The sequence below is a fragment of the Rhizobium beringeri genome, assembly GCF_004306515.1.
GTDB classification, from domain to species: domain Bacteria; phylum Pseudomonadota; class Alphaproteobacteria; order Rhizobiales; family Rhizobiaceae; genus Rhizobium; species Rhizobium beringeri.
Map to the genome: position 1 here is coordinate 4,548,091 of NZ_SILG01000001.1, position 14,335 is coordinate 4,562,425.

Here is a 14,335-nt window from a genome sequence, read left to right on the forward strand (position 1 = left end):
TAAGGCGCGAGGAGCGAATCTAAAAGATTGCGACGCGCTTTAGAGCGCCTCCCCAAAATTGGCAAAGATTTTTCTCACTGCCAGAACTCATTGAAAGTGCAGCGATTTATCCCAAGGGATCGTATCGGAACGATACGGCAGGAAGGAACTTATTAACCTTCCTTTTCTATCCCGGTAGGGTCGTAATTTGCAAAGCATGAGTGAGTAGCGGACGCATGCGTTTTCCCAGAACCAATTTGACGGATGCCGGAGATTTTTCCAGCGAGATTGAAACGGACCTTCCGGCGGAAAACCCAGGGGAGAAGCCGGCGGCACCCATCTGGCAGAGCAACTTTTCCCTCGCGCCGAATGTCCGTTTCACCCGTACGCCGGAAACGCTGATCAGCAAGCGGCGCGCGCCGAATGAGCCCGTTCGCGATGATTCGGAGATTGGACAGCAGGCGATACGGATAGAGCCGGTTGCCGTCGACGTGCCATTCGATATCTATCTGCCCGAGCCGGAAGAAATTTCCGCAGCACCGGACAGGGTCGAACTGCAGCAGTCACCACTCGCTGACGAGACCATCGCACCGGCCTTCCGCGCCACCGCCGAGCTTTCCTCCATTTCAGATTTCGCCTTCTGGGAAGTCATGGCCTTCGAAGAGGCGCCGATTCGCCCGCCCGCCTTGATATCGTTCCCGAAGACCGAGACCTCGCCCGAGTCGATCACGTCGCTGTTCCGGATCATGGAATGGCGCCCCGGCCGGCCGGCCCCTGCTCCGGTCACCTCCCGCCCGGTCCCGCAGCCCGCTGCGATCTCCGCAAAGGTCGCCGTGCGCCCTCCGGCCGCCCCGTCCCTGGAAAGGCCCAGGCGCATCGTTGTCGAGGCACCGGTCATGCCCGCACCTCAGGCGGCGCCAACCCCTCAGGTCGCGCCAGCCCCTCAAATTGCATCAGCCCCTCAGGCCGCGCCGGCGCCGCAGCGCACGCCGCCTGTCGCCGCGGTTCTGCCGTCGCCGCGCCTGGCCGCGAGGCCCGAAAGGATCGACGCGTCCGGCTATGAGTTCCCGCCGCGTGCCCTGCTGCAGGAACCGCCGGAACGCCTCGGCGAGATCATGTCGCAAGAGACGCTGGAGCAAAATGCCGGGCTTCTGGAAAGCGTGCTGGAAGATTTCGGCATCAAGGGCGAAATCATCCATGTCCGTCCCGGTCCTGTCGTCACCCTCTATGAATTCGAGCCGGCGCCAGGCGTGAAATCGTCGCGCGTCATCGGCCTTGCCGATGATATCGCCCGCTCGATGTCGGCACTTTCGGCCCGTGTTGCCGTCGTCCCCGGCCGCAACGTCATCGGCATCGAGTTGCCGAATGTGACACGTGAAACCGTCTATTTCCGCGAGATGATCGAAAGCCAGGATTTCGAGAAGAGCGGTTACAAGCTGGCGCTCGGCCTCGGCAAGACCATCGGCGGCGAGCCCGTCATTGCCGAGCTCGCCAAGATGCCGCATCTGCTCGTCGCCGGCACCACCGGTTCCGGCAAGTCGGTCGCCATCAACACGATGATCCTGTCGCTGCTCTACCGCATGACGCCGGAGCAGTGCCGCCTGATCATGGTCGACCCGAAGATGCTTGAGCTCTCCGTCTATGACGGCATCCCGCATCTGCTGACGCCCGTCGTCACCGATCCGAAGAAGGCGGTAATGGCGCTGAAATGGGCCGTGCGCGAAATGGAGGAGCGCTATCGCAAGATGTCGCGCCTCGGCGTGCGCAATATCGATGGCTATAACGACCGCATGGCACAGGCCCGTGAAAAGGGCGAGACCATCCACGTCATGGTCCAGGTCGGTTTCGACAAGGGCACCGGTGTTCCGATCGAGGAAAGCCAGGCGCTGGACCTGACGCCGATGCCCTATATCGTCGTCATCGTCGACGAGATGGCCGACCTGATGATGGTCGCCGGCAAGGACATCGAAGGGGCAATCCAGCGCCTCGCCCAGATGGCCCGCGCCGCCGGCATCCATCTGATCATGGCGACACAGCGTCCGTCGGTCGACGTCATCACCGGCACGATCAAGGCAAACTTCCCGACCCGCATCTCCTTCCAGGTGACTTCGAAGATCGACAGCCGCACCATTCTCGGCGAACAGGGCGCCGAGCAGTTGCTCGGTCAGGGAGATATGCTGCACATGCAGGGTGGCGGGCGGATTTCCCGCGTCCACGGCCCTTTCGTTTCGGATGTCGAAGTGGAAAAGGTTGTCGCCCATCTGAAAACCCAGGGCCGCCCGGAATATCTCGACACCGTCACCGCCGACGAGGAGGAAGAGACGGAAGAGGAAGAAGCCGGCGCCGTCTTCGACAAGAGCACCATGGCCTCGGAAGATGGCAACGAACTCTACGAGCAGGCGGTCAAGGTCGTCATGCGCGACAAGAAGTGCTCGACGTCCTACATCCAGCGCCGCCTCGGCATCGGCTACAACCGTGCCGCCTCATTGGTTGAACGCATGGAAAAGGAAGGTCTTGTCGGCCCGGCCAACCATGTCGGCAAGCGCGAGATCGTCTCGGGACGGGGCGATAGCGATTAATCGGCAATGAAATGGAGTGCACACGCACTCCATTTCATGTCCTCAAGGCAGCCAGCCGAACCGTCTCGCTAACAAAAGCGGTCTTTCCGTCGGTGTAAAAATCCCAATCGCCGCCTGCCTCCGCAGCCAGCCGGCGTTTCAGCTCGGCATAGGCCTTGGCTCTCTCGGGGTGAACCCTGAGATAGTCGCGAAACAGAATGCGGTCCCGATGCGCGCGATTATTGGGTCCGCAAAGATAGAGCTTGAAGCCATAAGCTTGATGATCGCGGGTGAAAGCCCATCGTTGCTCTCCAGTATCGCCGTGGAAGACGAAATCAGCAGCGCGCACCACCTCGATCGCCGTCGGCAGGAGCTCGTCGGATATCATCACGGCATCAAGGTCGATCTTCGGCTTGGCCGCCAGTCCAGGCACTGATGTGCTGCCGATATGATCGATGGAAAGCAAGCGGTCACCGAGCAGGATCGAGATCTCGGTGCTGATCTCGGCAAACAGCAGTGGCCAGGAAGGATCGTAGTCGACCACTTTGATGGCGCGCATGCCGTTTCCCTCGATCCTGGTCAGTGCGCCTTGGTCAGCAATCCGTCGAGGATCTCGATCATCTTCTGCTCGGCCTCTTCGAGCGAGCCGCTATTGTCGAGCTCCACCACGTCATATTCGCCACGCACCGTCAGCGGTCCGCGGGCGAGCCGTGCCATAATATCTTCGTGCGTCTCGCGTCCGCGTGCCTCCAGCCGGCCGGCGAGCACTTCGGGGCGAGCGGTGACGTTGATGACCTTCAGCCGCGGGAAGGCGGCCTGAAAGCGATGAAGTGCCGAGCGCGAGCCGTTGGCGACGACGACATGGCCTCTCGACAGCGCCACCGAGACCTCGGCCGGAATACCGTATCTCAGGCCGTGCGCTTCCCACCAGACGGCGAAGGAGCCCGATTGCTCCATGGCGGCAAACCCTTCGAGGGAGACGGAAAGATGATCTTCGCCGCCGGCGTCACGATGGCGGGTGATGACGCGGCGGACGAAATGCACGTTCTCACGGCCGGCAAAACGCCGGGCGGCGAGGTTCATCAATGTGTCCTTGCCAGCACCGCTCGGGCCGACGACAACGACCATGATGCCGCGCTCGGCTCCGGCTCCTGCGTGGGGTTCGTGCGGCATCATGCGACACGGCGTCCCTGGCGCCAGACGGAGCGCGTCACCGGCACGCCATGTGAGCGGTGGACGCGGACAAGATCGGCGCGCAGCCCGGTTGCGATCCGGCCGCGATCGTCGAGGCTGACGGTGCGGGCGGGCGTCGACGTCACCATGGCGATCGCCTTCGGCAGGCTGATGCTCTCTACCTCGTCGGCGAGGATGAAGGGCGCATGCAGCAGGCTGAGCGGCACGTAGTCGGAGGAAAGCACGTCGAGCACGCCCATCTCGGCAAGGTCGCGGGCGGCGATATTGCCGGAATGCGACTTGCCACGCACGATGTTCGGCGCGCCCATCAGCACGCTCATGCCGTGCTCGTGTGATGCCCGGGCGGCATCGAAGCTGGTCGGGAACTCGGCCAGGCGCACACCGTTGTCGATCGCCTCGTCGACATGCGAGAGCGTCGCGTCGTCATGGCTTGCCACGGTGATGCCGCGCTCGGCGCAAACCTTGGCGATGGCATTGCGGTGCGGCGTCGAATTGCGCGCCGATTCTGCCTGGCGCTTGGCGACAAAACGCGCGAAGGCCTCGTCGCTTAGTCCCCGCTTCTTCTGGTAGTAGAAAATATATTGGTCCATCGTCTGGAACTGACGCTGGCCGGGCGCATGATCCATCAGCGAGACGAGCCGCACATGCCGGTCGTTTTCGAAATCGGCGAAATGTTCGAGCACATTGTCGGCCGAGACCTCGCAGCGCAGGTGGATGAGGTGCTCGGCGCGCAGCCTGCCTTCCTTCTCCGCCGACTGGATGGCATCGGCCATCTCACGCATCTCGCCATGTTCGAATCCGCCGTCCTCGTCCGCACCCATGCGCAGGCAGTCGAACACCGTGGTGATGCCCGATGTGACGATCTGGGCGTCATGCGCCTGGACCGCGGCGGTCTTGTTCCAGCGAATGCCGGGACGCGGCTGATAATGGCCTTCGAGATGATCGGTGTGCAGCTCGACAAGGCCTGGAATGACGTAGTCGCCTTCGAAATCTTCGCCGGCTACCGAGTTACCCTCGGAGATGTCGGCAATCTTCCCGTCGCGGATGAGGATCGAGCCGGAGAGGATGTCATCCTCGAGAACAATGCGGGCGTTGGAAAACACGGTCTCTTTGCTCATGTCGTCAGGTCTTTCAGCTTTTGGCGCCGGCAAGCGGCAGCCAGGAATGAACTTTGAACGGGGCACCGCGCGTCTCCTCGATGAAGACGGCAAGGCCGGAAATCGAAAGCGGCCGGCCGGTGAAATCGGCAAAACGCTCTGTCAGGATCGCTTTCATCACCTGAGCACGTGTCTCGGGCACTTGGCCGCTCAGCGTCATGTGAAAGCCGAAATCCTCCATGACGTAAGGATAACCCCAACGCTGCAGATGGGCGCGTTGGCTGTCGCTGAGCTTCTCCGGATTGCGCCGCGCCATATCGGCCTCGGAAAGCGCTGCGCGGAACGGTTCGAAGGACCTTACCACCTTCGCGGCGAAATCCTGAAGAGGTTGATGAAGTGAACCGGGAACGAGGGCAAAAAAACGGCCGAGCTGGCCGAGCACGAGCTCAGGAATCTCGAAGGCTTGCGTGCGCTGGGCAAAATCCTCGGCAACGGTCATGAGATCTTTCTCGGTGACCGAGGAGGCGAGGGAAAACGGCGCCTTGATCGTGGCGTGAAAGCCGTAGCGGCGCGGGTCGGCGGTCAGCTCGAACTGCTCTGCCGCGCCCAGTTGCGCATATTCCGGCGCAGGATAGGTCTCGTCGGTGAAAGCATTGCGGCCGAGCCAGAACGAGGCCGCGCCGGTCAGGGGATCATCCTTCGGCGGCGAGAAATAGAGAGCGTAGCGCAAGGCTTTTATCCTGGAGATCGTCCAAACGGGGAGGGCACTGTGCAGTGATTTGGCGGCGAACCGCAAGCAGGCTCCCGGCTAAAAGATTTCCGTGACAGAATGATGATGGCGGCAGCGCCGCCACTGCTTTGATGGATGGGTCAGTGGGCTTTCGTGCCCATCAGCCGGTGGCGCAGCGCGTTCGAGGCGGTGTCGAAAATGAAGACGACGATCAGGATCAGAATGACCATGTAGGCGACGTTTTCCCAGTTGGCATTGGTGCGCATGGCCTCCCACAGCTTGAGGCCGATGCCGCCGGCGCCGACGGCGCCGATAATGGTCGCGCCGCGCACGTTCGATTCCCATTGGTAGAGCGTCTGGCTGACGAAGACGGGAACGATCTGCGGCATAATGCCGTAACGATGAACAAGCACGGTCTGAGCGCCTGTTGATTTGATGCCTTCCCGCGGCTTGTTGTCGATATTCTCGAGGCCTTCGGAATAGAGCTTGCCGAGCGTGCCGGTCTCGGTGAGGAAGATCGCACCACTGCCGGCGAGCGGGCCGGGGCCGAAGGCGCGCGTCAGGAACAGCGCCCAGATCAACATATCGACCGAGCGCAGGAAATCGAAGAAGCGCTTCAGGACCTGGTTCAGCAGGCGGTTCGGCGTGATGTTGCGCGCTGCCAGGAAGGCGAGCGGAAAGGCGGTAAGCGAGCCGAGCAGCGTTCCGAGGAACGCCATGACGATCGTCTGGAAAAGCTTGGTCCAGACGTCGCCGTGCTGCCATTCGCTGTTGTTCCAGATATCGTCGAAGGCGAGCGACAGGTTGGATTGGTCGGGCTTGATGCGCGGACCGGAGACGATGAGGCTGACGACCTCGCCGACCGGCTTGTCGAAGAAGGATGATTGCGTGTCGAAGATGAAATTCGCCCAGCCGATGAAACGTTTGCGGATCTTCACCCGGTCGACTGATATGCTGACATTGCCGGCAAAGCCGAGATCCGCCAGCACGTTGTCATCATAGACCGTCATCCAGCCGGGTACCGGTCCGACGACTTTCGGCGCACCGCTCGAAACTTCCACCGGGACGCTGACGCCATGCGCGGTGACGATCGTCTCGTTCTTCGAGACGGTGACGCTGCGGCTGGTGCCGCTGACCGAAACGGTGATGCTGCCGTCGGGATTGTTGACCAGCCAGTCCGGATGCGGACTGTCGCCGAGCGGCGAGAAGCGCGGATAGCGGATGTCGATCGAGCCGTCATCCTCGATGCGGAATTCCGGCCGAACGTCGTAGCTCACCCATTGGCTGAGATAGATGCCGACGCGCTCCCAATGGGCTTCGGCAAAAAGCTTGGGCAGGTCGAAGAACCAGACGGCATAGAGGCTGTAGAGCAGCGTCGCGATGAGGATCATCAACCCGCCGAAACGCTGACGGAACGACCGGTGGAAATATTCCGGATAGCGCGTTTCTATCTCGTGCATGCGGTTTGCGTCGATCACCGTCATGGCGGCCTCAATGTTGCAGGAGGAAGGCGTGCTCGCCGACAAGGCGGCGGCGCAGCCATGCGGAGAACTGGTCGACGGCGACGATCGTCACGAACAGCAGCAGCACGAGCGCCACCGTCTTGGCGCCGAAGCCGCGCGAAATCGAGAGCTTCAGCTCCTCGCCGATGCCGCCGCCGCCGACCGCGCCGATGATGGTCGAGGCGCGCACGTTGATCTCAAGGCGCAGCAGCGCATAGGAGGTGAAATTCGGCAGCACTTGCGGCAGAGCGGCAAAGCGCACGCGCTCCCACCAGTTGGCGCCCACGGCTTTCATGCCCTCGTGAGGCTTCATGTCGATATTTTCGGCCACTTCGTAGAAGAGTTTGCCGAGCGCGCCGATCGTGTGCAGGGTGATGGCGATGATGGCGGCGACCGGCCCGATCGACAGGATCGCCGAAAACAGCCCGGCAATGACGATTTCAGGGAAGGCGCGCAGGAACTCCATCAGCCGCTTGGTAAAGATGCGCAACGGCCATGAATTCGTCAGGTTGCGCGCGGCAAAGAAGCTCAATGGGACGGCAAAGACGAAGGCGATGATCGTCGAGATCAGCGCCACGTTGATGGTGACGATCATCAGCTCGAAATATTCGGGAATGTAGAAGGCGCCCCAGACGTAGACGCGGCCCCTGTCGAAATTGAATTCCTCGCCGCCCTTGTCGTTGACGCTCGCTATATCAAACAACGCGCGCCAGACGTCGTGCCAATCCTTGGGGATGAGCCAGCTCAGGAAGTCGAAGAGATGCGGCAGCCGGTCGAAGAAATGGCCGGCATTGCTCTCGTCGGCGAAGCGGACGGAGCTGACGAAAGCCGCAATGAGGATAACCAGGCCGAGGATGGTATAGAAGCGGCGCTTGGCGACCATCCGGTCCCAGGCGGTGCCGATCTCCTTGGCGCTCTGCATGTGCGGCTGTGTATCGGCAATAGTCATTAACGCCTCGCCTACTGCATAATTCTATCCTCAAATCGGAATCGATTTGAGGATAGAATTATGCAGCAATTCAAAGTGCTGCAGCGTCCTTTGCGCGTCTAAGACGCGCGGCGCTGTAGTCAAAAGATAGAGGGCGGCCGTTGCCGGCCGCCCCCATTCGAAACGGCTCGATCAACCGCCGATGGCAGCTTTACGGACGTCGACGACGGCATTGTAGAAGTCGTGCTTGACAGGTGCGTAGCCCTTGTAATCGCCGCCTTCGACAGCGGCGAAGCACTCGTGATCCTTTTCCGGCAGAGCCGTGAAGAAGGCTGCAAGCTTCGTCTGCCACTCTTCGCCGAGAGCGTTGCGAACGACGAGCGGGCCGTTCGGGATCAGCGGCGAACGCCATACTTCGACCAGCTTGTTCGGATCGACGGCGCCCTTGTCGACTTCCTTGCGGAAGGTACCGGAGGTGTAGCCGTCCTTGAAGTCGCCGATGCCCGAGCTATCGTCGACGGCAATGTCGACCTTGCCGTCATAGGCAGCGAGAAGGTTGTTCTCGTGACCGCCGTTGAACTGGGTCGAGGCGAAGAACTTGTCGTTCGGCATGCCCGTGTCCTTCGGGATCTGCGTCAGCGGAACGAGGTAGCCGGAGGTGGAATCCGGATCGGCGTAGCCGAGCTTCTTGCCCTTGGCGTCCTTGATGGACTTGATGCCGGAGGACTTCAGAGCGAGGCCGATCGAGTAATAACCCGTCGAGCCGTCCTTCTGCTGCGTCGTCAGGATCGGCGTGACAGCCTTCGAATCCTTGATGTAGACGGCGGCATAGCCGGAGGCGCCGAGTTCGGCGAAGTCGAGCGTGCCACCGAGCAGGCCCTGGATCACGCCGTCATAGTCGGCGGCCGGGAAGAGCGAAACCTTCTCGAAGCCGAATTCCTGCTTCAGGTGGTCGGCAAGGCAGGCATAGTTGCGCAGGCGGTCGGTTTCGTTTTCGCCACCGAGGATGCCGATGCGGAATTCCTTGAGATCTGCAGCATTGGCAGCGCCGGCGAGCGCGAAGAGCGCCGTTGCCGCAAAGAGTGCTTTCTTCAACATGTTCTCTCCTATTGACCGGTGTCCCCGGCCTTCCCGTTACGAAGAAGTGTGCCCTTGACGCGGGCGCTCGATCGCGACCGCCTCTCAGAGGCCGGCCAGCGCCAGCGGCTGTGTGCCGGCGGATTGATTGTCTGCCCGCTCGGGGGCGATATTGATCGATGTCGAGGTCACCGTTTCGTCGATGCCGGCGCCGTCCTTGTCCGTCCCGTAGATTTCCTTCACCGCTTCCGCGGTCAGCTCCGAGGGCTTGCCGTCGAAGACGACGCGGCCGCCGGCCATGCCGACGATGCGCTCACAATAGTTGCGGGCGGTGTCGAGCGTGTGAAGGTTGGTGACGACGGTGATGCCCTCACGCTCGTTGATATCGCGCAGCGCATCCATAACGATCTTGGCGTTCAGCGGATCGAGCGAGGCGATCGGCTCGTCGGCGAGAACCATCTTCGGGTTCTGCATCAGCGCGCGGGCGATCGCCACGCGCTGCTGCTGGCCGCCGGAAAGCGTGCCGGCTGCCTGCAGCGCCGTCTGCTCGATGCCGAGGCGTTCGAGTGCAGCGATGGCATGCACGCGTTCCTCGCGGGTGAAGATGTTGAGCAGGCTCATAAGCGTCGAGCGATGATTGAGGCGACCGAGCATGACATTGGTGAGGACGTCGAGGCGCGGCACCAGGTTGAACTGCTGGAAGATCATCGCGCAGTCGCGCTGCCAGTTGCGCAACGCCTGGCCGCGAAGCCCGGAGACCTCGACGCCGGCGAAATGAATGGAGCCGGAGCTCGGCTCCTGAAGGCGGTTGATCATGCGCAGCAGCGTCGACTTGCCGGCGCCGGAGCGGCCGATGATGCCGACCATCTGGCCCTGAGGAATGGCGAGCGTGACGGAATCGACGGCGAGCTTTTTTCCGAAACGACGTGTGACATTCTTCAGCTCGAACATCATGCTCTTCCCTTGCGATCCAGGCCTTGGTCAGCATCGCATTAGTCCCGCTTGATGAACCTCACATGTCATATTTGTGTAAGTCCTGTCACAATTCTCCGCCCCTATATCGGGGGTTTAACCACCGTAACGGGACAGGAAATCTTCCGCGCTCAGGTTGCGGAAATCCGCGAGCGCCTGGCGCAGCCGGTCATGCTCCCAATCCCACCAGGAAAGCCTGTCCATCCGTTCGCCGATCTCCTTTGGAAAGCGCTCGCGAATGAGCTTTGCCGGCACGCCGCCGACGATCGTATAGGGCGCAACGTCCTTCGAGACGACAGCGCCGGCTCCGATCACCGCGCCGTTGCCGACGCTGACGCCCGGCAGGATCGTCGCCCCGTGGCCGATCCAGACGTCGTTGCCGATCGTCACGCGGTTTGCGCGCCGCCAGGCGAAGAAGTCCGTCTCCATGTCGCCGTCCGGCCAATAGTCGGCGGCGCGATAGGTGAAATGATGCAGTGTCGCGCGCCAGGTCGGATGGTTGGTGGCATTGATGCGTACGGCGGCGGCGATATTGACGAACTTGCCGATCGTCGCACACCAGACGGAGCCGTCCTGCATGATGTAGGAATAGTCGCCGAACGTGGCCTCGCTGATGCGGCAGCGTTCCGAGACCTCCGTATAGCGCCCGAAGGTCGAATCGCTGACGGATGCCGTCTCATGAAAATAGGGCTCGATACCCAGCTTGCGGCTCATGCAGCGATCTTTCTGGGTGAGAATTGCTGGACGTCGAGGATGCGGTCGGCGACGGCTTCGCGCACTTCTTCGTCATGGAAGATACCGAGAAGGGCCACCCCCGCCTTCTTCTTTTCCGCGATCATGCCGACGACGACGGCACGGTTCCTGGCATCGAGCGAGGCTGTGGGTTCGTCGAGAAGCAGGATCGTGTGCTCGGTGATGAAGCCCCGCGCGATGTTGACGCGTTGCTGCTCGCCGCCGGAGAAGGTGGCGGGCGGAAGCTGCCAGAGCGTTTCCGGCAGATTGAGCCTGGCAAGCAGGGCGCCCGCCTTTTCCCGCGCCGTGACGGTGGCCTCGCCGCGTGCCACCAGCGGTTCGGCAACCACGTCGATCGCCGCGACGCGCGGCACGGTGCGCAGGAACTGGCTGACATAGCCAAGCGTATTGCGCCGCACGTTGAGCACGGTGCGCGGATCGGTGGAGGCGAGATCGACGATGCGTCCGTCGTGGCGGATGAGGATCTGGCCGGTGTCGACGGCATAATTGCCGTAGATCATCTTGAGCAGCGAGCTCTTGCCGATGCCCGATGGGCCACCGAGCACGACGCATTCGCCCGATGCGACCGAGAAGGCGACATCGGAGACGACGGGTAGCTTGATGCCGTCGCGCAGATGCATGGTGAAGCTCTTCGAAACTTCGGAAACGACGAGGGGCGTTGCCATGATTTCTTCTTCCTTGGTTTCGCCGCGCGTCTGTAAAGACGCGCAAAGGACGCAGTAACATCTTGAATTGCTACATAATTTTACCCTTAAATCGATTCGGATTTAAGGAATTATGCAGTAGCGCTCAGACCTGCAGGATCGAGGACACGAGCAGCTGCGTATAGGGTTCGCGCGGGTCGTCGAGCACGCGGTCGGTGAGCCCGTGTTCGATGACGTAGCCGTCCTTCATCACCATCATCCGGTGCGAGAGCAGGCGGGCGACGGCGAGATCGTGGGTGACGATGATGGCCGAGAGGCCGAGATCATTGACGAGACCGCGCACGAGATCGAGCAGGCGCGCCTGCACCGAGACGTCGAGGCCGCCGGTCGGCTCGTCCATGAAGACGAGGCGCGGTCCGGTGACGAGGTTGCGGGCGATCTGCAATCGCTGGCGCATGCCGCCGGAAAAGGCGCGCGGCTGGTCGTCGATGCGGTCGGCGTCGATCTCGACACGTTCCAGCCAGTCAATCGCCGAAGCGCGGATTTTGCCGTAGTGCCGGTCGCCGATCGCCATCAGCCGTTCGCCGACATTGGCGCCGGCCGACACCGTCATGCGCAGGCCATCGGCCGGATTCTGGTGCACGAAGCCCCAATCGGTGCGCATCAGGAAGCGCCGCTCGGCCTCGTTCATGCGGTAGAGATCGCGGTAGCTGCCATCGCGCATGTGATATTCGACGCTGCCGGTACTCGGCAGCAGCCGGGTGGAGAGGCAGTTGAGCAGCGTCGTCTTGCCGGAGCCGGACTCGCCGACGATGGCGAGTACTTCGCCGGGCCAGAGCTCGAAGGAGACGTCGCGGCAGCCGATGCGGTTGCCGTAGAATTTCGAAACGTCATGGACTTTGAGAAGCGGGGTATCGCTCATTCTGCAGCCTCCCGGGCCAGCATCTCGCCGGCATGTCCGTGCGCGCGGCGGTCTTCGCAATGATCGGTGTCGGAGCAGACGAACATCCGCCCGCCCTTGTCGTCGAGAACCACCTCGTCGAGATAGACATCCTCCGCACCGCAAAGGGCGCAGGGTTTATCGAAACGCTGGATATCGAAGGGATAATCCTCGAAATCCAGGCTGACGACATCGGTATAGGGCGGAACCGCATAGATGCGTTTCTCGCGCCCGGCGCCGAAGAGCTGCAGCGCATCCGACATGTGCATCTTCGGATTGTCGAATTTCGGCGTCGGCGACGGGTCCATGACGTAGCGGCCATGGACCTTCACCGGATAGGCGTAAGTCCTCGAGATGCGGCCGTTATGGGCGATATCCTCGTAGAGCTTCACATGCATGAGGCCGTATTCTTCGAGAGCGTGCATCTTGCGCGTCTCGGTTTCGCGCGGCTCGAGGAAGCGCAGCGGCTCGGGGATCGGCACCTGGTAGACGAGCACCTGCCCGACCCCGAGCTTTTCTTCGGGAATGCGGTGGCGCGTCTGGATGATCGTCGCATCCTTGGTATGTGTCGTCACCGCGACATTGGCGACCTTCTGGAAGAAGGCGCGGATGGAAACGGCGTTGGTCGTATCGTCGGCGCCCTGGTCGATGACCTTCAGCACGTCGTCCGGTCCGATGATCGAGGCCGTCACCTGCACGCCGCCGGTGCCCCAGCCATAGGGCATCGGCATTTCGCGCGAGGCGAAGGGCACCTGATAGCCGGGAATGGCGATCGCCTTCAGGATGGCGCGGCGGATCATCCGTTTGGTCTGTTCGTCGAGATAGGCGAAGTTGTAGCTGGCCAGATCGGTCATTCGGCGGCTTCCTTCATGTCTTCGCCACCGTTGCGGGCGGCTTCGAATTCGCGGCGCATGCGGCGGACGAGATCGAGTTCGGCCTGGAAGTCCACATAATGCGGAAGCTTCAGGTGCTCGACGAAGCCCGTCGCCTGGACGTTGTCGGAGTGCGAGATGACGAATTCCTCGTCCTGTGCCGGCGCGGTGATATCCTCGCCGAGCTCCTCGGCGCGAAGCGCCCGGTCGACCAGCGACATCGCCATCGCCTTGCGCTCGCTCTGACCGAAGACCAGGCCGTAGCCACGGGTGAATTGCGGCGGCGCCTTGGCCGAACCCTTGAACTGGTTGACCATCTGGCATTCGGTGATCTGGATCGTGCCGAGCGAGACGGCGAAACCGAGTTCCGGCACGTCGAATTCCACCTCGACGTCGCCGATGCGGATTTCACCGGTGAAGGGGTGGTTGCGGCCGTAGCCGCGCTGGGTGGAATAACCGAGCGCCAGCAGGAAGCCCTCGTCGCCACGGGCAAGCGCCTGTAGGCGCAGATCGCGGGTCATCGGGAATTCCATCGGCTCGCGGGTCAGATCGCCGATCTCATGATCTTCCGGCATGTCGCCGTCGGCCTCGATCAGGCCCTCTTCACCGAGGATTTCGGAGACGCGCATGACGCGGCCGGTCTCGGCTGCGCGCTGAGCAGGCGTCTCGACCGCCTCGTCCGAAAGCAGCGAGGGATCGAGCAGGCGGTGGGTATAGTCGAAGGTCGGGCCGAGAAGCTGGCCGCCCGGCAGATCCTTGTAGGTCGCCGAGATGCGGCGTTCGATCGTCATATCAGCCGTGTCGAGCGGCCTGGAATAGCCGAAACGCGGCAGCGTCGTGCGGTAGGCGCGCAGCAGGAAGATCGCCTCGATCATGTCGCCGCGTGATTGGCGGATGGCGAGCGCTGCGAGCGTGCGGTCGAAAAGCGAGGCCTCGGCCATGACGCGATCGACGGCGAGCGCCAGCTGCGCGACGATCTGTTCGATGCCGATCGCCGGTAGCGAACGGTCGCCGCGGCGGCGGTCGGCGAGCAGGCGGTGGGCATTGGCGATGGCGGCCTCGCCACCCTTGACGGCAACATACATGAGC

Annotated in this window: 14 protein-coding genes; 1 reads left to right on the forward strand and 13 read right to left on the reverse strand. The window is 62.2% G+C overall.

The window, feature by feature from the left end:
• Positions 1-215 precede the first annotated feature (215 nt).
• Positions 216-2,558, forward strand: a complete 2,343-nt coding sequence (locus ELH03_RS22525) for a DNA translocase FtsK (RefSeq protein WP_128400277.1) — start codon at positions 216-218, stop codon at positions 2,556-2,558.
• Positions 2,559-2,592: 34 nt separating this feature from the next.
• On the opposite strand, the gene ELH03_RS22530 is transcribed toward ELH03_RS22525, so the two are convergent.
• From ELH03_RS22530 to ELH03_RS22590, 13 genes are all read right to left on the reverse strand, one after another.
• Positions 2,593-3,096, reverse strand: coding sequence for a GrpB family protein (locus ELH03_RS22530; protein ID WP_128409926.1), 504 nt, complete (start codon positions 3,094-3,096; stop codon positions 2,593-2,595).
• A 20-nt stretch (positions 3,097-3,116) separates the two neighbouring features.
• Entirely contained in the window at positions 3,117-3,713 is a 597-nt protein-coding gene (phnN, locus tag ELH03_RS22535; protein ID WP_128409927.1) for a phosphonate metabolism protein/1,5-bisphosphokinase (PRPP-forming) PhnN, read from the reverse strand.
• The gene (locus tag ELH03_RS22540; RefSeq protein ID WP_028731839.1) at positions 3,710-4,849 is read right to left on the reverse strand and encodes an alpha-D-ribose 1-methylphosphonate 5-triphosphate diphosphatase; all 1,140 of its coding nucleotides are present in this window, start codon (positions 4,847-4,849) and stop codon (positions 3,710-3,712) included. Before ELH03_RS22540 ends, phnN begins: the two co-directional genes overlap by 4 nt.
• Before the next feature lie 13 nt (positions 4,850-4,862).
• Complete coding sequence (locus ELH03_RS22545) at positions 4,863-5,558, reverse strand: DUF1045 domain-containing protein (protein WP_128405596.1); 696 nt, start codon at positions 5,556-5,558, stop codon at positions 4,863-4,865.
• 140 nt (positions 5,559-5,698) lie between these two features.
• Positions 5,699-7,042, reverse strand: a complete 1,344-nt coding sequence (phnE, locus tag ELH03_RS22550) for a phosphonate ABC transporter, permease protein PhnE (RefSeq protein ID WP_128405595.1) — start codon at positions 7,040-7,042, stop codon at positions 5,699-5,701.
• Positions 7,043-7,049: 7 nt separating this feature from the next.
• A complete protein-coding gene (gene phnE / locus ELH03_RS22555) occupies positions 7,050-8,009 on the reverse strand; it encodes a phosphonate ABC transporter, permease protein PhnE (protein WP_128405594.1) in 960 nt (319 codons plus the stop codon).
• A 171-nt stretch (positions 8,010-8,180) separates the two neighbouring features.
• The gene (gene phnD / locus ELH03_RS22560) at positions 8,181-9,086 is read right to left on the reverse strand and encodes a phosphonate ABC transporter substrate-binding protein (protein ID WP_128409928.1); all 906 of its coding nucleotides are present in this window, start codon (positions 9,084-9,086) and stop codon (positions 8,181-8,183) included.
• A gap of 84 nt (positions 9,087-9,170) precedes the next feature.
• The gene (phnC, locus tag ELH03_RS22565) at positions 9,171-10,016 is read right to left on the reverse strand and encodes a phosphonate ABC transporter ATP-binding protein (protein WP_128405592.1); all 846 of its coding nucleotides are present in this window, start codon (positions 10,014-10,016) and stop codon (positions 9,171-9,173) included.
• 117 nt (positions 10,017-10,133) lie between these two features.
• Complete coding sequence (locus ELH03_RS22570; RefSeq protein ID WP_130766656.1) at positions 10,134-10,751, reverse strand: DapH/DapD/GlmU-related protein; 618 nt, start codon at positions 10,749-10,751, stop codon at positions 10,134-10,136.
• Positions 10,748-11,455, reverse strand: coding sequence for a phosphonate C-P lyase system protein PhnL (gene phnL / locus ELH03_RS22575; protein WP_128405590.1), 708 nt, complete (start codon positions 11,453-11,455; stop codon positions 10,748-10,750). Before phnL ends, ELH03_RS22570 begins: the two co-directional genes overlap by 4 nt.
• Before the next feature lie 124 nt (positions 11,456-11,579).
• Entirely contained in the window at positions 11,580-12,356 is a 777-nt protein-coding gene (phnK, locus tag ELH03_RS22580) for a phosphonate C-P lyase system protein PhnK (RefSeq protein ID WP_003544413.1), read from the reverse strand.
• Positions 12,353-13,228, reverse strand: coding sequence for an alpha-D-ribose 1-methylphosphonate 5-phosphate C-P-lyase PhnJ (locus ELH03_RS22585; RefSeq protein ID WP_003544415.1), 876 nt, complete (start codon positions 13,226-13,228; stop codon positions 12,353-12,355). The genes phnK and ELH03_RS22585 overlap by 4 nt, the downstream gene beginning before the upstream one ends.
• Positions 13,225-14,331, reverse strand: a complete 1,107-nt coding sequence (locus ELH03_RS22590; RefSeq protein ID WP_105007873.1) for a carbon-phosphorus lyase complex subunit — start codon at positions 14,329-14,331, stop codon at positions 13,225-13,227. The genes ELH03_RS22585 and ELH03_RS22590 overlap by 4 nt, the downstream gene beginning before the upstream one ends.
• Between the last annotated feature and the right edge of the window lie 4 nt (positions 14,332-14,335).